15 protein-coding genes are annotated in these 19,189 nt (G+C 50.8%); 6 read left to right on the forward strand and 9 right to left on the reverse strand.

Annotation, left to right across the window (positions count from 1 at the left end; all coding sequences use genetic code 11):
• The first annotated feature begins 88 nt into the window (after positions 1-88).
• Positions 89-2,302 (forward strand): transglycosylase SLT domain-containing protein, encoded by a 2,214-nt coding sequence (locus H6F68_RS03035; protein WP_190556347.1) that lies wholly within the window; start codon positions 89-91, stop codon positions 2,300-2,302.
• Between the two features lie 93 nt (positions 2,303-2,395).
• Here H6F68_RS03035 and petA read toward each other — a convergent pair whose 3' ends face one another.
• Positions 2,396-3,376: a cytochrome f gene (gene petA, locus H6F68_RS03040; RefSeq protein WP_190554064.1), complete on the reverse strand. Its 981-nt coding sequence runs from the start codon at positions 3,374-3,376 to the stop codon at positions 2,396-2,398.
• Between the two features lie 88 nt (positions 3,377-3,464).
• A complete protein-coding gene (gene petC, locus H6F68_RS03045; protein WP_190431298.1) occupies positions 3,465-4,004 on the reverse strand; it encodes a cytochrome b6-f complex iron-sulfur subunit in 540 nt (179 codons plus the stop codon).
• A 294-nt stretch (positions 4,005-4,298) separates the two neighbouring features.
• Here petC and H6F68_RS03050 point away from each other — a divergent pair, with 294 nt between their 5' ends.
• From H6F68_RS03050 to H6F68_RS03060, 3 genes are all read left to right on the forward strand, one after another.
• On the forward strand, positions 4,299-4,616 hold the full coding sequence (locus H6F68_RS03050) for a DUF3067 family protein (RefSeq protein ID WP_190431297.1): 318 nt from the start codon (positions 4,299-4,301) through the stop codon (positions 4,614-4,616).
• Between the two features lie 851 nt (positions 4,617-5,467).
• Positions 5,468-6,772: an HlyD family secretion protein gene (locus H6F68_RS03055; RefSeq protein WP_190556349.1), complete on the forward strand. Its 1,305-nt coding sequence runs from the start codon at positions 5,468-5,470 to the stop codon at positions 6,770-6,772.
• 135 nt (positions 6,773-6,907) lie between these two features.
• Positions 6,908-9,118, forward strand: a complete 2,211-nt coding sequence (locus H6F68_RS03060; RefSeq protein WP_190556352.1) for a glycosyltransferase — start codon at positions 6,908-6,910, stop codon at positions 9,116-9,118.
• Between the two features lie 144 nt (positions 9,119-9,262).
• On the opposite strand, the gene H6F68_RS03065 is transcribed toward H6F68_RS03060, so the two are convergent.
• From H6F68_RS03065 to H6F68_RS03075, 3 genes are all read right to left on the reverse strand, one after another.
• Positions 9,263-10,219, reverse strand: coding sequence for a polysaccharide lyase (locus H6F68_RS03065; protein WP_190556354.1), 957 nt, complete (start codon positions 10,217-10,219; stop codon positions 9,263-9,265).
• 117 nt (positions 10,220-10,336) lie between these two features.
• Positions 10,337-11,176, reverse strand: a complete 840-nt coding sequence (tatC, locus tag H6F68_RS03070; protein WP_190556356.1) for a twin-arginine translocase subunit TatC — start codon at positions 11,174-11,176, stop codon at positions 10,337-10,339.
• Positions 11,177-11,406: 230 nt separating this feature from the next.
• Positions 11,407-12,240, reverse strand: coding sequence for an MBL fold metallo-hydrolase (locus tag H6F68_RS03075; RefSeq protein WP_190556358.1), 834 nt, complete (start codon positions 12,238-12,240; stop codon positions 11,407-11,409).
• A gap of 167 nt (positions 12,241-12,407) precedes the next feature.
• Between H6F68_RS03075 and sbcC the strand changes: the two genes are divergently transcribed.
• On the forward strand, positions 12,408-15,455 hold the full coding sequence (gene sbcC / locus H6F68_RS03080; RefSeq protein WP_190556360.1) for an exonuclease subunit SbcC: 3,048 nt from the start codon (positions 12,408-12,410) through the stop codon (positions 15,453-15,455).
• Between the two features lie 69 nt (positions 15,456-15,524).
• Here sbcC and H6F68_RS03085 read toward each other — a convergent pair whose 3' ends face one another.
• The 3 genes from H6F68_RS03085 to H6F68_RS03095 form a co-directional block, all read right to left on the reverse strand.
• Positions 15,525-15,872, reverse strand: a complete 348-nt coding sequence (locus tag H6F68_RS03085) for a DUF952 domain-containing protein (protein ID WP_190556362.1) — start codon at positions 15,870-15,872, stop codon at positions 15,525-15,527.
• A gap of 36 nt (positions 15,873-15,908) precedes the next feature.
• Complete coding sequence (locus tag H6F68_RS03090; RefSeq protein WP_190556364.1) at positions 15,909-16,082, reverse strand: hypothetical protein; 174 nt, start codon at positions 16,080-16,082, stop codon at positions 15,909-15,911.
• Positions 16,083-16,164: 82 nt separating this feature from the next.
• Positions 16,165-16,677 carry a hypothetical protein gene (locus H6F68_RS03095; protein WP_190556366.1) on the reverse strand — a complete coding sequence of 171 codons (513 nt, stop codon included), beginning with the start codon at positions 16,675-16,677 and terminating at the stop codon, positions 16,165-16,167.
• A gap of 315 nt (positions 16,678-16,992) precedes the next feature.
• On the opposite strand from H6F68_RS03095, the gene H6F68_RS03100 reads away from it, so the two are divergent.
• Complete coding sequence (locus H6F68_RS03100) at positions 16,993-17,544, forward strand: Uma2 family endonuclease (RefSeq protein ID WP_190556368.1); 552 nt, start codon at positions 16,993-16,995, stop codon at positions 17,542-17,544.
• Positions 17,545-17,554: 10 nt separating this feature from the next.
• Here the strand turns inward: H6F68_RS03100 and H6F68_RS03105 are convergent, their stop codons facing one another.
• A complete protein-coding gene (locus H6F68_RS03105; RefSeq protein ID WP_190556370.1) occupies positions 17,555-19,183 on the reverse strand; it encodes a CocE/NonD family hydrolase in 1,629 nt (542 codons plus the stop codon).
• Positions 19,184-19,189: the final 6 nt, after the last annotated feature.

Here is a 19,189-nt window from a genome sequence, read left to right on the forward strand (position 1 = left end):
TGTTTAAAGGAGCAAGACCTAGGGCGGAAACGGAATTAAAAATGCTAGAGTCTCATGGGATTCGGTCCAAATCTTCGAGCGAGGACGCATGCTGAAGCGACGAGGCACGCAAGTTTCTTTGGCCATTGGAGCAGGGCTGTGTGCCTTACTCTTAGGGGCAACGTTGTCGGTTACAACCAGCGGTTTTACTCGTAAATGGCAAAGCTGGATTCAACCACAGCCGTCATCTCTGTCCAGCCAAAGCCAAGCTGCTGACTCTGCCGTTGCGGCTTTAGCAGACCTATCTCCCGAGCAACGAGCCACTAAACTAGCAGCGATCGCCCAAGGCAAACAGGGGGCAGACCGCAACCGCGCTCGCTATTTGCTAGCAAGTGATGCAATTCGGCAACGTCAAGGAGAAAAAGCGCTCCAGTGGCTCAAGGGTTTAGAGTCAGATTACCCGGAGCTTGCTGCCTACGTTGCTTTTAAGCAGGCCCAAGCCTATACGATTAGCGGCAAAACAGCCGAGGCCGCCGCTGCTTGGAAAAGTCTGCTGCGACAATATCCTGATCACCCGATCGCTGCCGAAGCTTTATTCGTGCTAGGTCGCCAGGATCGGCAGTACTGGGATCAAGCGATCGCCAAATTTCCGACTTATCCTCGCACTCAAGACATCATTCGGCAACGCCTGCGCCAGAACCCAAATCAGCCAAAATTGCTCTTAATTTTGGCTAAGTATGGCATTAATGCTCCAGGCATTGTCCCAGTGCTGAATCGGCTAACCGAAAACCCCAGCTTTACCGCTACACTCCAGCCCGAAGATTGGGAAGCGATCGCCTTTAACTACTGGGAGCACCAGGAATATGGCAAAGCCGCAGAAGCTTATGCCCGTGCCCCTCGTAATTCCCTCAACACATATCGGATTGGGCGCGGGTTGCAACTCAGCGGTTTAAACTCTCAAGCTTACCGAGCTTACCAACTGTTAGCCACCGCTTTCCCCCAGGCTGAGGAAACGGCCACGGCGCTAATTCGCATGGCTCAGCTTACGCCTAAACCGATTAATGGCATTCCTTATCTAGATCGAGTCATTAGCCAATTCCCCGACCAGGCAGCAGAAGCCCTGATGGTCAAGGCTGACATTCTAGAAGGCTTAGGTAGCGGCAAATCAGCCGCGCAATCTCGCCAATCGGTTTTGAGCCAGTACCCCAAATCAGATGCTGCCGCCGAAATTCGCTGGAAACAAGCCCAGCGTCAAGCTAACACCGGAAACTTTTTGGCTGCTTGGCAGTGGGCAGAACCAATTACCAAGCAAAACTCCGAGAGTGAATTCGCCCCAGAAGCCGCTTACTGGGTGGGTAAATGGGCAAGCCAAATTGGGCGCGAGCAAGATGCCACAAGTGCCTTTGAGTATGTCTTGGCAAAATATCCAGAGTCTTATTATGCTTGGCGATCGGCTGTACAGCTAGGTTGGAACGTAGGCGATTTTGATAGCGTCCGTCAACTCCAGCCTCAAGTTGTGCGCTCTGGTCACTCCAGCCCATTACCCACGGGTTCTGCCACCTTGCAAGAGCTGTATCAGTTGGGGCAAAGCCAAGATGCTTGGGCGCTCTGGCAAGTAGAATTCAAAAATCCCACTAAGCCAACGGTAGCGGAGCAGTTTACCGATGGGGTGTTGCGCGTGGGAGTGGGCGATCATCTCGATGGCATTTTCATGTTGTCGAGTCTGGCTTGGCGCGAAAAAACTGAGGAGCGATCGCAATACCAAACCCTTAAGCAACAGCCTGCTTTCTGGCAAGCGCTGTATCCTTTTCCCTTTCTGCAACCTATTGAGGCTTGGTCGCAAGAACGGCAACTCAATCCCCTACTCGTCACAGCTTTAATCCGCCAGGAATCCCGGTTTCAGCCACAAATTCGCTCTGTTGTAGGAGCAACTGGGCTGATGCAAGTCATGCCCGAAACAGCTTCTTGGATCGCCTCGCAAATTAAGCTGAAGCAGTACAAACTGGACAAACCTGAAGACAACATCAAGCTTGGCACCTGGTATTTAGCCTACACCCACCGCGAGTACGACAATAACTCTCTCTTCGCGGTTGCCAGTTACAATGCAGGTCCGGGTGCTGTAGCGGGTTGGGTAGATAAAAACACTTTCAGCGATCTTGATCAATTTGTGGAAGCAATCCCCTACGGCGAAACCAAAGGCTACGTGAAGTCGGTGTTTGAAAACTACTGGAACTATCTACGCCTCTACAATCCAGAAGTTTCCCAACAGGTCGAACAGGTCGCCCAAGCTTCCAACAGTTACCAATCCGCATTCAAGTTTTAATCCAGTTCTAATTGGGATACCTAGCATAAAAAAGACACCTCTGTTGAAATACTCAACAAAGGTGTCTTACAGCCATGATGGACGAGGGTTGTTTTAGAAGTTCATTTCAGCAGCTTGCACTTTCTCAACCTGCTTCTTCTTCAGGACAAGCATGATTTGAGAGAGAGTGATCGCAGCGAAGAAGGCAACCAAGCCTTGGATGCGAGCAGGGCTTTGCAGCACGATTTCTGTATCAACCTGACCGAAGCCACCCACGTTAGGATCAGTCGTGAGCGCTTCACCCGCTTTCACTTCTTGGCCTTCCGCGACTACTAGCTCAGGACCCGCTGGAATGTTGTCTACAGCGGTGCCACCGTCAGCAGATTGAATGGTGACAGCATAACCACCACTTTCGGCTTTAGTAATTTGGGTAATTTTCCCAGCAGCAGAAGCGTTGTAAATCGTGTTGTTGCTCTTGTCACCAGTAGGATAAACCTGGCCACGACCACGATTACCGCCCACGTTGATTGGGTATTTACCAAATTTCACAGACTTATCGGCGTTAGGGTCGGGGGAGAGGACTGGGAAGGTCAGCTCTTGATACTGCTCTCCAGGTAACGGACCCACTACCACAATATTGTCCTTGTCGGCACTGTAGGGTTGAAAATACAGACCGCCAATTTTTTCCTTCATTTCTTCAGGAATTCTGTCCTCAGGAGCGATCTTAAAGCCCTTAGGCAGGATCAGGACCGCACCAACGTTCAGAGGACCTTTTTCACCGTTGCCCAACACCTGCTGTACGTTGGTGTCGTAAGGAATCTTGACGACTGCTTCAAACACCGTATCTGGAAGAACGGCTTGAGGTACTTCTATTTCAGTCCGCTTAGCGCCTAAGTGACAGTTGGCGCAAACAATCCGACCTGTGGCCTCACGAGGATTCTCGTAAGCTTGCTGAGCATAGACCGGATAAGCAGCAGCAGATTGAGGCAGCATTAGATCGCTACCGAGCAAAATGGCGATCGCGCTGATAGCGGCAAGCGTAACGCGCCAGAGGTATCGCGGAGCGAATATCGCTGACAAAAAAGTTTTCTTCATCTGTAATGAGTCTTCAATAGCAAAGGATCAGGCAGTCAATACACAAGACAGGATGCAACGTCTCACGATTGGTAAAAATGATCAATTCCTAGGACCACCAAGGGTCATCACCTGTGCGGAAGTCAGTTTCAGTCCAAGGTGTAAAGGAGACTTTGTCCTCTTGGACAGTTGCGTGAACTAGGGCGAGGGACAGCGGTGCTGGACCCCGGACTACCTTGCCAGTGTTGTCATACTGCGAACCATGACAGGGACAGATGAACTTATTCTCGCCACTATTCCAGGGCACGACACAGCCCAAGTGGGTGCAGACCGCATTAATGCCGTAGCTGGCAAGGGCTTGCTCGCCTTCTACCACGATGTAGGTGGGGTCGCCTTTGAGCCCCTGAGCCAAAGAGCGCTCGCCAGTTTTGTGACTGGCAAGGAAGTCACTCACGAGGATGTCATTACCGAGCGCATCCTTCGCAGTAACCCCACCGCTACCGCTTCCACTAGACGGCGGGATAAAGTATTTGACCACAGGATATAGTGCGCCCAAGGCTGTGCCTGTGACCGCACCAAACGTGAGGAAATTCATAAATTGGCGACGACCCATGCTAGGTACGTCTGCAGATCCAGAGACTTGAGCCATGACCTATGCTTACGTATGTGTTAAGTTATGTGTCTTAGCCAACAGTTTGGGCTAATCTTAGAACCCTGTTAACCCCGCATATTTAAGTCTGTACGCCTAGACAGCAACCATAGCTAAAGTGAGTCTAATGCAACAGGCAGGGCGTTACAGTCCCTTGAAAGAAGCGGTTTTTAGCGCCTCATGGGTATTATTACATTTCTTGACGCTAGCATCATATCTGAGTCGGGGAGCCTGATAGCTATACGAAATGTAAACAAAATGCTTGATTTCAAATCGGTTGATCCAGAGTGAGTCATGACAGGACGAGACTTACATCAACTCATTCTCCGCAAATGGGGCCGTTCCTACGATGTTCAAGTGCGACGGACCCAGGGCAAAATCTTTGTTCAAGTCATGTGGAAGTATTTGGAGCAGGCTTCTTTTCCCCTCACGGAAGCCGAGTACTTCGCCCATCTAGAAACCATCAGCAGCTACTTAGAGGCTTGGGGCGGCTTCAGCCAAGTGCAGCAGTTTGTTGAGCAGACTAAGGAACGGCCTCGCTTAGGTAAAGCTGTGAGCATCCCGCTGGATCTGGGCGATCGCGCTTCCGAGTGGTTGCTAGAAGAGTTTTAAGGTCACTGGTTTAATCTCCCCCCTTTGGGTGATATTCGATCGCTCTCTGGACAGATGGCTGATTTGGGCGATCGCGGAACACTATAAGCAAATAGTAGTTGATGAATATTGGTTTGTATTCTCAATTACTAAGGGCTAAGTGTTGAAAGTTTCTAGAGTTTTTTTGAAACCAACATTCTAGGTATTGGGGCAGGTTTTGAGCTTGGAGCTTAAAGCTTTAGACTGCCAAATACTTCAGTTGGCTTCAGTGAAATACAACTTCTTTTTAGCCGTTATTATAGTTATTTAAATTACAACTAGTGCTAATAAGAACCTCGGTATTAGTAGAGTACCAATTCTTACATAGCTGCATTATTTTAGTTTGGATAAAAGACCAAGAGATAACCTGAAACTGCTTTTCAGCAAGCATTTCAGGAAATGGTTCTATTTGCATCACAATCACTTTAGGCTCGATTTCATATTCGTAAATTCACACTTCCTTTAAAGATTAGGCTCTACACTTTATCGGCTCTATACGAAAATTTACAGGCATTGCCGTTAGAGTTTGTAAATAGTAAATCTTCTCTTCAGCAAATAACCCTAAAGTCTAGATTTTCAAAACTAAGCAATCCAGGCTAATCAGCCACCATCTTTCTGAGATCAAAACTTGACCCAATTTCAGCCAACCTCTTTAGGTTTAGCTGCCTGTTTCTGCTGCCCAATGGTGCTATCTACCTCACTTCAGAACCAACAAAAGCCCCTGTTGATTTGTGTTTCGAGCTACTTACGGACAACCTGAATCCTTACACTCAGGACCCCTTGGTAGTCGTTTGCTCCCCCAGTCCTGCCCTTTCGTCACTCAAAGAGCCTCCATGGTAAAGACCCCAACTAAGCCCCTTGGCTTCCAAGAGTTTGTTGCAGTTCCCCCTGAAGCTGACTATCGGTTGCCCGATTTTAAGAAAAAGCAGATTTGGCAAAGATTACTTGTCGGGATGACTTGTCTGGGGTTAGGAGGGGCGGCGATCGCCTTTGGCCTGTCCTCCGTCACCTATCGACTGACCCATGCCACTGTAGATGGTGGGCTGATTAGCGGTCGAACTGTGCGGTTACGCGCTCCCATTGATGGCAAATTGAAAGCTTTTTACGCTCGTCCCGGTGCTCCAGTTAAATCAGGCCAGATTCTGGCTCGGCTGGAAAGCACAGCCCAGGTAGAACAAAATTTGTTGCAGTTGCAAGGTGAAGTCCAAACCAAGACGGCACAGTTGGTTGCGGCTAAACAATCCTTAGTCTTTTTGCAGCAACAGCTAAGCAGCTTAGAAATTCAAGATAAAACCTTACAAAGAGTCAATACAGGTCTCTCTGCGAAGGAGGTTACGCACCAACAAGCAGCCGTCGAGGCAGCAATGGCCCAGGAAAAAGCGGCTCGCCTGGATTATCAGCGCTACCAGCAGTTATTGCAGGAAGGTGCGATTTCTCGTCAGAAGGTGGACCAACTAGAGTTCATCTGGAAATCGGCTGAAGCAGAAGTCAAGCAAGCTCAAGCCGAGTTGTCTTCAGCTCAAGCTTCCTTAGGTGCTTTGCAAGACGGCGTGGCGCTGACTCCTGGTGCAACCTTGGCCGACCAACGCATGAACTTGATGCGGAGCGTTCAAGGCCAAGCGGCTCAAATTGAAACCCTCAAAGCTGAGCTAGACAGCAGCCAAAAACAATTGAAAAAAGCCCAGGCAGAGTTTAGCGATCGCCAAGACATTGAAATTTCGGCTCCCTTTACAGGTGTGGTCTACAGCACCGAGCACGACCAAGGAGAGCAAGTGAACCGCCCCGATACTCTGATTACCTTGTTGGACTGTAATGACCTCTGGGTAGAAACTTTGGTCTCTGCTCAACAAGCCAATCAGATTGATAGTACTAAGCCAGTGCGAGTGCAACTTGCTGGAGCTGAAGACACCTTCGTCGGCGAAGTGGAGCTGATTGAGGCAGTGAACCGCGCTGAATTGGCAAAAGACCAGGCCCAGGCTTTAGTGCCTGCGGTCGCCTCTAATTTAGTTGGCCAACCCTTAGCCAAGGTGACTGTACGCATTCCTCCTGCGCCTCAGCAGTCTCAGACCAACCAGTTTTGTGGCGTGGGCCAATCAGCTCGCATGACCTTTGGCACCAAACTGTTCGCAGGTAAGTAGTTTTGGGTTGCTTCGGGTTGCAATGGCGATCGCCTGCTGTCGCAACTTTCAATTCCTTCCGTCCAGGCATCAGGGTGCAACGAGTCAGTCTCTCTCATGCTTTGTGCTGCTTACTCAGGAATTATTTGAGTCATTATGAAATCTACTGCATCAGCCACTCCTCAACCCCTGAGCGCCCAACTTAACTTGTTGGCATTCCTGTTTTTTCCAATCTTGGGTTTGACAGGTCTCTACGTCCTACAAAACCCTGGCAACCTAGCCATTTGGGATGTGTTTGGCCTAATTAGCTTGGGCGTAGTGGGTGTATGGCGCTGGGCTTGGTTTCTCTTACGCCTGTTGCGATCGCGGATTTACCTGCACTGGGTCTTTCCTAAGTGGCGGCGCTGGGCCAATAAAGTTCCGGTTGAGCATTTGCCCCACGTTTGTTTGCTCGTCCCGACTTATAAAGAGAAACCCTGGATTACCGAGCGAGTGTTTCGGGCGATCGCGCGAGAAGCTAGAGATTTGGTGCACCCGATTACTGTTCTAGTCAGTAGCAGCAGCGACGAAGAAAATGCCTCGATTGTAGAGATCCTCAAAGCCGAAGATCCAGAACTCAAAACCGTTCGTCTGGTTTTAATGACGCAGAAAGACGGTAAGCGCAAAGCGATGGCCGATGGTCTGCGGGAACTCGCACAACTGAACTTGCCTGCGGATACGATTGTGGCGTTGATGGATGGTGACTCAGAACTAGCTCCCGGCACGCTGCGGCAGTGTCTACCCTTTTTCCTCATGTTCCCCAAAATGGGAGCCTTAACCACCGACGAGTTACCAGTGGTTCAAGGTTCTTATCTGTTTTCTGAATGGTTTCACCTGCGGTTTGCCCAACGCCACAGCCAAATGTGCTCGGACTCGCTGTCGCGCAAGGTGATGTGCTTGACAGGGCGATTTTCTCTATTTCGAGCAGAGGCGGCGTTGCATCCCACATTTGCGATGCAGTTGGAAAACGACACACTGGATGATTGGCTCTGGGGACAGTTTAAGTTTCTGTCTGGAGACGATAAGAGTACTTGGTTCTGGCTGCTGCAACGTGGCTATGAAATGCTCTACATCCCCGATGTAGTTGTCTACTCGATTGAGACGATTTCGGGTTCCTTTGTCGATCGCGCTTACCAAAACATGCGGCGCTGGTACGGCAACATGCTCCGGAACAACAACCGCGCGATCGCCCTTGGCCCCCATCGCATCGGTTGGACTGCCTGGTACAGCTTGCTCGACCAACGCATTAGTATTTGGACTTCTCTGATTACGCCTGGTCTACTAGTCATTTCGTTTCTGCAAGGCAATTGGGTCGCGGTTGGGATCATTTCGTCCTGGATTTGCTTTAGCCGTCCGCTGATGTTGCTGCTGATTTTCTGGGGTCGGAGTTCTGAGCTGCGCCCAATTCACTTCCCCATTTTGCTGCTGTCGCAGTGGGCATCGGCTTTAGTCAAGGTGTGGACACTGATGAATTTGGCCAAGCAGAATTGGTCTAACCGGGGCAATCAGAGCATTTCGGCAGAAGGCTCTGGTTTGGAAAGAGCCGCCAAGCTGGGCACTTCTCGATTTTTGCTGGGGGCTCAAGCTTTTAGTTTCATTATTTTCCTCCTATGGCTATCTGGCTCCCTTAGCCCCATTTGGGATTTGGAGGGCTGGTGGCTCAACCGCCAAGTGGTAGCGCAGCAAATGCCGTTGGAAATTGTCGAGGCGATCGATCGCGGGGTGATTCCTAACGATAACCGAGACGATTCTGCCGCTTTACAGGCGTTAATTGCTCGCTTGCCGCAATCCAGTCAGGTACAGATTAATTTGCCCATTGGTGAAATTGATTTATTTCAACCTGTAGAAATTAATCGCAGCGACATCAAGCTCAAGGGACAAGGGATGTCACGGACGATTTTGCAGGCTCATTTCGATCGCGAAGCTGGAGAAGCGGTGCTTTCTATTCAGCCTAAGGGACAAGGCGATCGCGTCACGAAAGCTACAGCTCAGCCAGTCTCTCACACCGCTAAAGCCGTTGTAGACAAGCTAAGAAATGTGGAGTTAAGTGGCTTTACGATGCGGCAAATTCTGCCCAAGTCTGCGGTTGTTGCCGAATATGCGATCGATAGTATTTACTTACGCCAAGTTGAGCAAGCCACTGTGAAGAATCTGCATCTGGAGCGGAGTGGTCGCAATCCCCTAGTGCTGAACTCAACGCAAGATGTAACGGTGGAATATGTGGCAGTAGATGGCAGTTTGAACCGGGGTGAGATTGTGATGGAGGATGCGGTCAATACCCAAACGAAAGGGGTGACTTTGCCGACTTCGTTATCTCAGGGGGCTTAGATTTCATTTGCTAAAACCAAGTCCTTGAGGGCGCTTGCCCCCAAACCCCCGCTGAGGGACGGTTGCGTCCCTCAGACTCCCTCCAAAAGTAGGTTTAGTTCAGTAGGTTAGCGATCGCTTCGCCCACTGCTTCAAGAGCGAAGGTTAGTTGACGGCTGCGACTGCAAAGTCGGCGAAGTCTACATATACATCTTTGCGGGTGGCCCAGGAGGGGTCGTTGCCGCCGAAGAAGGTGGAGAAGAAGATACCGTCAATTTTAAGTTTGTCGGTGGAGCGGAAGGTAAGCCCTTCCTGGTCAAGCACTTGTTGACCATCGAGCCACACCCGGACTCGCCCATCTTGTTGACCAGGTTGATTCAGCACCACTTCTTGCTCTAGGCGATACCAAACTCCTGGCTTAAAGCGCCATTGGCCGCGCCCGATGGAGGTGCCATATTCGTCGCTGGTTGGGAGGTAGGCGTACAGTTCTCCCGCTCCGTTTTTGCGCCACATAAAGCGGGTGGAAAAGCCATCGGTACCATCGGGAGTATCGCCACCGCTGTTGCTGTCACCCCCAAATAAACCGGGAAGTTTGCCTCCCCGAATGTAATCGAAATTTTCTGAGAAGCGGACGTAGTAGCTGAGCCGCAAGGTGTCTCTAGGTTGCAAGTTGAGATCGGCAAGAAACTGGCAACCACCCAACGGAGCTTTGTATTTGCGGGCGACGGTGGGGCTGGCAGAACGAGCAGGATAGTTCACGCGCAGCACTTTGCTAAACTTTCCGGTTGGGTCTGGAATAATTTCGACGTTTTCGAGTCCCCAATCTTTGCGCTTGCTGGTGCCCCAATGCTGCTGCCAGTCGGCTTCGTCAAAGCTACTAGACCAAAGAAGATTGCTAGAGTTTGTGGCAACCTGCTCTGGTCTGGTTTGAGCAATATCGGTTGGTACGGGTGAGGAGTCTACTTGGATGGGGTCGAGGATAGCGCAACCGCTCAGTACGGAAATGGCTAAGACTGTACCGAGGGTAATGGGTCGTTGGGAAAGGCACAGAAATGTCAATTGTCGGTGTAGTCGCTGAGCTAGCTGCTCTAATTTATGAAGCTGAGATAATTTTGAATTCAAAACGATCGCACCAATAGAATCGACGGCACAGTGCTAACTCATCAATTCCGGGTTAGTCAAGGGTAATGCCGCTGCTTTAGGGGCGATCGCGCTTACTCAAGCTTCACAAATCCACCCCTAACGACCAAGCAGTTTCACGCAACCGATGCCACCAAAGTAAAGCCCCACAACTGCTCCTCCTAAGAGGCTCTGAGTCAAAGGGTCGGTGGAAGGAGTCAGCACAGCACCGAGAACGGCAGCGCCTAGAATGACATATCGCCAACCGGAGAGCATTTGAGCTGAGGAGACGATGCCGATTAGACCCAGCAGCAATTGAATTACGGGAATCTGAAAGGCTAGGCCAGTGCTAAACAGAAGCAGCAGGACAAACTCGAAGTAGCGATCGATGGACCAAAGCTGCTCAACTACATCTTCGCCGTAGGTAATGAAGAAGTTAAGAGCAGCAGGGATGAGGGCAACATACGCAAAAGCCAAACCCGCAGCAAATAGGACACTGGAACCCAGCACAATGGGTCCAATGAATCGGCGTTCACGTCGCGTCAAACCGGGCAGAACAAACTGGATGATTTGGTAGAGGATGAAGGGACTCGCAACCAGTAGCCCGCTATAACCCGCGACTTTGATGGAGACAAAGAAGTATTCACCTGGGGCCAGTTGCAGAAATTTAACGCCTTGGGCGGGAACTTCTAGTAGCTGGACGATGGGTTTAACGAAGACGAAGCAACCAATAATCCCGATAACTGCTGCAATTAAGGAGTAAAAGATCCGTTGCCGCAACTCTTCTAAGTGATCGAACAAGGACATTTCGACTTCATCGGGTAACTCGTCGAAATATTCGGTTTCGTCTTCACTAATAGGAGTTTTGGGTGCAACGCTCAGATCCTGTGAGGCTGCGGGGTCTGAATTAAGGTCCAAACGCTGCTCGGATGCAGTCTCTAGTTCTGAGGGAGCCGTCATGGGTTTGCGTCAGTTCAGGGTTTGTTGACTATTGTATCTGGGGATTTGCAGGGTGGAACTTTGGGGTGCTAGGTGTTGAATTTGCTGAAATCCGAGCCTTGGGGGCACTCGCCCCCAAACCCCCGCTGAGGGACGGTTGCGTCCCCCAGACCCCCTCCAAACGAGTTTAAGTGTGGGTGTTTCGAGTTTTGGGGTGGGTAGTTGGCTATTAGCTTTTGGCTTCTCACTTTTCATCCCTCCTCCTTCCTCCTTCCCCTCAACTCCATCGGATCGTGAGCACAAATAATTTCTACTGTTCCTGCTTGTTGCTGTTTCAGTTGTCGTAGGCGCTCTTGGTTCTGGAGGCGGGCTAGGTTATTGACTGCGCCGACTCGCTGCACTACGGCTAGGCCGAATGGGCAATGAGGATGGGTGGGGTGCATTTCTTGGTGGAAGTAGTAAGCGTCGCCTGCATGTAATAGCCAACCTGTGGGGGTTTGGATTGCTACGCCTGTATGGCCGTGGGTGTGGCCGAGGAGAGGCACAAGGAGAATTTCTGGGGGTAATCCGGTGAGTTGTTGGATGCACTCGAAGCCGAACCAGCGATCGCCTTGCACTTGATAACGCACCCAGTCTGGCTCATGTTGCCATTGCAAGGGGCGGTAACGATAGCGATCGCGTCTGCTTTTGGAGTGGGTGGCGGCGCGATATTCAGCGTCGAGTAGATGCACTTTGGCTTGAGGAAAGTCTGCGATGCCACCTGCATGGTCGAGGTCTAAATGGGTGAGGATGATATGCCGCACGTCATGGCGGGAGAAACCTAATTGCTCTACTTGATAGACTGCTGTTTCTTCTGGGATGAGCTGTGGGCCTGCTAGGAAAAGGAAACCACTGCTCAGTCGCTGTTGAGGTTGGGCAATGTCTTGTAAGCCTAAGCCAGTATCGACTAAAACTAAGCCAGCCTCAGTTTCGATCAGCAGGCAGTGGCTCACAATGGGAACCCGGTGGAATAAACTGCCTTTGCCACCGACTAATGCCCCACCCAAGATACATTGCGTGGCACAGTTGAGGTGATGGATCTTCATGCTTTTAACCTAGCGTTTTGTGGATAGGTCGGTTCAGGTTTATAAGGATGGCGGGTAGTCACGATTCTGGTGTTGAGTAGACAGAATGGCTTGGGCAACCGCTAGACTATGAGACAGTGCAAATGTACTCTGACTCTCCAGTAAATGAGTGTTGCATTGCCGTTTGAATGATTCCGCTGCAACTTAGCCTCAAAAACTTTCTCAGTTACCGCGAAGCGACTCTGGATTTCCGGGGTCTGCATACGGCTTGTGTCTGTGGCCCCAATGGGTCGGGGAAATCGTCGCTATTGGAGGCGATCGCTTGGTCGCTGTGGGGTCAGAGCCGTGCTAGCTCTGAGGATGACATTATTCACTTGGGCGCGAAGGAAGCTCAGGTGGATTTTACGTTTCAGAGTCATCAGCAGATCTATCGGGTGATTCGGACGCGATCGCGGGGGCAGGCGAGTTCTTTAGAGTTTCAGGTGGCGATCGCAGGGCTGAATGGGGGCAGTGCCGCGCCGACGTTTCGGCCTCTGACGGAACGGGGGATGCGAGCGACGCAACAGTTGATTTTGGATCACCTGAAGCTGGACTATGAGACGTTTGTCAATTCAGCTTATTTGCGTCAGGGTCGAGCCGATGAGTTTATGCTGAAGCGGCCCAGTGAACGCAAGCAGATTTTGGCGGACTTGCTGAAGCTGGATCAGTATGATGAGTTAGCCGAGCAGTCGAAGGATTTATCGCGGCAGGCCAAGGGGCAAATTGACCTGCTAGAGCGCAGTTTGGAGTCGATTCAGGAGCAGGTGCAACAGCGAGAAGCGATCGCGCAAGAACAAGCATTGCTAGAGGCAGATTTAGCGGCGATGCAAACGACGCAAACGGCCAGTCAAGAGCAGTTGCAGCAATTGCAAGCGATGCAGCACCAGCGGCGCACTTGGGAGCAACAACTGACTTGGCAGCAGCAGCAACAGCGCAACCTCAGCCAGGATTATCGGCGGTTACAACAGGATCTAGCCAGTGCTCAGCATCAGGAGCAGGAGTTGGCGGCGCTTCTCGGGCAAGAAGAGGCGATCGCGGCAGGTTACGCGCAGTTTCAAAGTTTGCAGGCGCAAGAGGAGGAGCAATCAACTAAGTTTCAGTCGTACCAATCGGCTCAGACCCAACGGCAACGGTTGCAGCAACAGCAAGCGCAGCAGATTGGTGAAATTAAAGACCAATTGCGCCAAGTAGAAGCGCAGCTAGAGGCGTTGCGGCAACAAGAGCAAGATGTGCAGCATACCTTGAGTAAAGCGGCTGAGGTGGAAACTGCGATGGAGCGGTTACGGCAAGCTCGTGCTCGGTTGACAGAAATGGATCAGCTACAAACTCAAGTGGCACCGCTGCTCCAGCGCCAACACCAACTCCAAAGCCAGGTCGATCGGGCGCAAGATCGCCTCACCGCGCGTTTAGAAGAACTGCGAACCACAGCACGACAACTGCAAGCTCAGCAGGCTCGCCAACCCAAGTTGCAACAGGCAGCGGTGGAAGTGGCTGAGCAAATTGAGTATTTAGAGAAACGCCAAGTTTACCAGCAGCGAGTCCGAGAGAAGGGACTGGAACGGCGCAGTTTCTTGGAGCGGCTGCAGGTGCATCAGCGCGACTACGAAGCGCAACTGGCAGAACTAGAAAACAAAGTCCAACTGTTGCAGCAACCCAACGCAGCTTGCCCTCTCTGCGATCGCCCCTTGGATGAGCATCACTGGCAGTTGGTGCAGCAGAAAAACCAAGCAGAGCATCAGGAAATTATTGATCAGCTCTGGGTAGTGCGGGAGCAGCTCGCCGTCTCAGACCGTGAGATTCATGTGCTTCGTCAGGAATATCGCGACTTAGATCGAGAATTGGCTGAGCACAAGAGGTTGCTAGAGCGGCGGGGCCAATTGCAAGAGCAATTGCAGGTCAGCTTAGAGATTCAGGAAAAGTTGCAACAGGTGCTAGCGGAGCAGGAAAAGCTACAACAAGCCCTCAGTGCTGGTCACTACGCCACGGAACTTCAGGAAGAATTAGCGACATTGGTGCAGAGTTTACAGCAGCTTAACTATGACGATCGCAACCATGCTTTAGCTAAAGGAGAGGCAGAACGCTGGCGTTGGGCAGAAATTAAGCAAGCCGAGATTAAGCAAGCCCAACGACGACAGGCTAACTTAGCGGCTCGCCAACCAGAGCTAGAAGCCCAAATTGCGGCCATACAACAGCAACTAGAGCAACAGCAAACCGACTCGCCACTACAACAGTTGATTAATGACCTCGATCAAGCGATCGCGGAAATCAATTACAACTTGGATCATCACAACGCCTTGCGGACTCAGGTGCGCCAAGCTCAAGCGTGGCAGTTTCGCTATCAATCTCTGTGCCAAGGGCAGCAGCAGTATCCCCAAGTGCAGCAACGCATTGCCGAATTGAGCGAATTGCTAGAAGTGCGATCGCAACATCTCCAGCAAGCCACCACGCAACTAGAGCAATTGATTCAGCAACTAGAACAGATGGCCGATCCAGCAGAGCAAATTCGCAGCCTGGAGCAACAAATTCAGCAGCAGCAAGCTCAACTCAATGGTCAATTGGCGAGATTGGGACGTTTACAACAACAACAGCAGCATTTAGAAACGCTGCAAGTGCAGGCAGAAGCGCAACAACAGCAACTCCAAACCGCGCGACGGCAATATCGGGTCTATCACGAGCTATCCCAAGCCTTTGGCAAGAACGGCATTCAAGCGTTGATGATTGAGAATGTCTTGCCGCAATTGGAAGCAGAAACGAATCAGATTCTGGCTCGCCTCAGCGCCAATCAGCTACACGTGCAGTTTGTCACCCAGCGGGCAGGACGCGGTAAGGGCACCAAAGCTAGCTCTAAGCTGATCGATACTCTAGACATTCTAATTGCTGATATTCGGGGTACGCGCCCCTACGAAACCTATTCGGGGGGTGAAGCATTCCGGGTCAACTTTGCGATTCGCCTCGCCCTCGCAAAACTGCTGGCGCAACGCTCTGGCACGGCTTTGCAGATGTTGATTGTGGATGAAGGCTTTGGCACCCAGGACAGCGAAGGCTGCGATCGCCTAATTGCCGCAATTAATGCGATCGCCTCTGACTTTTCTTGCATTTTGACCGTCACTCATATGCCCCACTTCAAGGAAGCCTTCCAAGCGCGGATTGAAGTCCACAAAACTGAGGCAGGCTCTCAATTACACTTGTCGCTCTAAGGATCTGACATCCTCAAGGGTGCGGCTATTGCAACAAAGGCTGCCTACGCAGCCTCGGTAAATGTGGTTCTATGAGTTGGCGATCGCATCGGGTAGCGCAAAGATGCCATCCGGTTCAGGTGCCCAGGATACAACTTGGGCGACAGCATCTAAGTTGAGAGGTCCGTAGATGTGAGGATAGGCTTCATCCCCAACCAGCGCTTCGTATTTGATTTCGGCTTGAACTTGCTCAGAATTAATGCAGAGCAGCAGTAAATCAGTTTGTCCTGCAAAGTAGCGATTTGCCACTCCTACAACTTGCGAAAGCGTAGAGCAATGGATAAATCCTTCGGATGCTAAGGTGTCCCCTTGGTAAATTCCGGCAAGTTGCGCTTGCTCCCACTGAGGTGCTGAAGTGATGTGAAAAATCAATGGCATCGCGATCGCGGCTGAGCGCTTCCCTAAACGATTGGCCTAAATATTATCCACCACAACTAAAGCGCCATATCCCAAACCCAAAACTCCCACGAGCAACACCACCAGGGTGAACAAGGGGTTGAAAATCCACAAAGAATTCACCAACCAACACAGCAAACAAGTTAGCAGGAACAGGACCACTAGTTCCATGAGAAATGTGAAATACACCATGACTCGAATTCCATACCAGCGAAAAATGCTGGAGAGAGAACTATCTCTGATCCTAGGAATTCGTTAGGGGCAACGCCTTCATCTAAATGGGGGAATTACTTGGATCATTCGGGGGATGATTCTCAGATAGATACTCGGGTGGAATTGGCTTGTCGCCCTGCTCATCGTCCCAAAGCAGGTTCGTAATCCACCAGCGATCGCCATAGCGCATTAGTTGAATGCTATGGATGCCACGAGCCGAGGACGAGCGGTAATCGGTGACCAAGCGGGTTTCAAACGTACTGAAGACTTGAGCAATATTGCCAAAGCTTTTAGTGTGACGAGCTAGCTCTGCTTCGATAAACTCAGTCAAGATGCCAGCTTGAATCTGCTGAACCAAGCGATCGATAAAGGTTTCCACATCCATCGTGTCCGCAGCATCCGTTTTGACGTGAATTAGGTGGGCTCCAGGCATAAACAGAGAGCGTAGCCGATTCGAGTCAGGCTGCTCTCCAGCCCCAAAAGAAATCGAATTGTAAAGTGCGCTAATGATGCTGTCCACGGACTCAACATCAGCAAACTCAGAAGTTGGGATCGGCTGTGGTTCCTGCACCATAGTTTTGGCCCACACTCGTAGGTCGATAGGTTGGTTAGTTCTGTTCTATCTCTTCTGCGGACAATTAGCCAAACCGCACGCACGAAATTAGCTATATCAGTAGGGAGTAGGCAGGCTCGGAAACAGAGTATAGCGATCGCCTTCTGCAACAGATCGGTAGGCTGCGGCGATCGCGCAAATCCGTTGACAGAGCTTGATTTCCTTCCCCTCAAGGCAGAATAAAGTCAGTCTTCCAGCATCTAAAAGTGAGCCTGCTTAAACTAAAAGTACTGAACTGGAATATGAGAAGCGGTTGCAAATTCTAGTGGTAGCTATGTGTCTCCAGAAGCCTATTTGCTAGGAGAAGGCAATAGCTCTGTGAAACACGAGTATAGAGACGGTCAGATCTACGCAATGGCAGGAGCGAGTAATGCTCATGTCCTGATTGCTGTCAACTTCGCCACAGCTTTAAGAACGCATTTGCGTGGAAAAGGCTGCCTCACCTTTGCTTCGGATACCAAAGTGCATATTGAGGCAATCAACGCGTATTATTACCCAGATGTAATCATTACTTGCGATGAGCGCGATCGCGCCTTCAACAACTTTGTGCGCTACCCTTGCTTGATTGTGGAAGTTCTATCAGACACGACTGAAGCTTTCGATCGAGGCGATAAGTTTGCCGATTACCGCCAGCTTGAGAGCCTTCAGGAATATGTTTTGGTGAGCCAAAAACGGATGAGTGTGGATGTGTTTCGTCGCAACCAAGCCGATCAGTGGGTGCTAACTCCTTATACTAATAGCGCCGAAATTCAACTGGCTAGCGTTGCTTCCCAAAGTGCGATCGCAACTCTCTATGAGGACGTGGCGTTGATGGGCAATAGCGATTAAGCGCAGGATTTTATTCAGTGGTAGGGAGGATGAGCTTGCCTGATGCGATCGCCACCGTAATAATTTGGGCATCAATCAAACGGGTTTCGGCAGGAAAAGCACCTGTGCCAGGGTTGACTGGATAGGCGGGGAAGCAAGCTCCACTGATGCTGAGGCGGAGAGCATTACCTTGAGCGATTTGCACACAAGTCGCTTGCAGCGGAATCGTGAGGGGAGCTATTGTTTGGCCTGGATTCACTCGCATGTAGCCTTGAGTCAAGTTGTATACACTGCCATTCGGTTTGACTTTCGAGAGCACGACACACAGATCAAAACTGGGTTGGTCTGCGGTGCAATGAATTTCTGCGATCGCCTCACCGACAATATGCAAATCTTCGATTAGCGGGGCAGAGGTATAGGTGACGATATCGGTACGGCAATCAAGAGCAGAGCGATCGTAGGAACCCGCAGGCAACGAGGCATGACCCCCTAATGCTGGGACAGGTCGCCAAGGATCATGCACAAAGACATCGGGGGCGATCGCTTCTGGAGAAGTTTCTACCAGAGTTCCTGTTTGGTCATCTAGGCTGGCAAGACCATTGCTAGCGAGAAAATAGGCTTTGGGTTTGCCTTCAGGCCATTGCTCAAAAAAGCTCCATTCGTTGCTGCCCATCTCGAATAGGCGGACAGGCAGTTCGTCCTGTAATCCTGTGTTGATGCCTTTGAGAAATTGGTCGAACCAGCGAATTTGTAGTGTGTCAATCGGGCTATTGGCTTCTGGGCCATAATCGATCGCGCCCAACTTGCGGCCCCAAGGCAAATGTGCCCACGGCCCCACGACCAAATGCTGAGGATATTGACTGCGAGCCGCTAAATCTTGATAGAGATGCAGCGTCCCTCGCAGGTAGGGGTCAAACCAGCCACCAATATGCAACATCGGCAAATCAATATTCTGATTTTGCATATAGTTTTTCGGCGACACCTTGGCCCAATAATCGTCTGGTGTGGGGTGCTCTAACCAATCGTGGTAAAAAGAATCTGACGCTAAGTCTTTCAAAATATGGGGACGCGCTGGAATCGGATCATGCAAAGGTAAATTACGAGCTGCTACGTAAAGCTTTTGGAAGGCTGCTTCATCTCCTCGCAATCGGGCAGTTTCGGCAGCGAGTTGAATCGCCCAGCCTAGGTTTGCCTGCAAGCAAAATGCCCCATTTTCATAGGCCCAATCGCTGTAGAGGTCGTAACCAATCATGCTGGGGCAAAGCGCTTTCAAGGCAGAAGGACGGGCGATCGCGGCATACAGCTGGGTCATCCCTTGATAGGAAAAGCCATACATCCCCACGTGGCCGTTACTTCCAGGCAATTCCGCCGCCCAATTGACGGCATCAAAGCCATCCTCGATTTCGTGGGCAAACAAATCAAAATCACCTTCCGATGTGCCTCGCCCCCGCACATCCTGAATTACTGCAATGTAGCCGTGAGCCGCGTACCAAGTAGGATGGGCATACACCACGGTTGAAGCGATCGCCCGTCCATACGGTTGCCGCATCAATAAAACCGGAAACTCACCCACCGCATCGGGTCGATAGACATCCGCATCTAAACGGACACGATCGCGAGTCAGCATTGAAACGGTTTCTTTAGGACGCACAGAAAACATAGAAAG

Origin of the sequence: Trichocoleus sp. FACHB-262 (genome assembly GCF_014696035.1) — a bacterium.
Taxonomy (GTDB): Bacteria; Cyanobacteriota; Cyanobacteriia; order FACHB-46; family FACHB-46; genus Trichocoleus.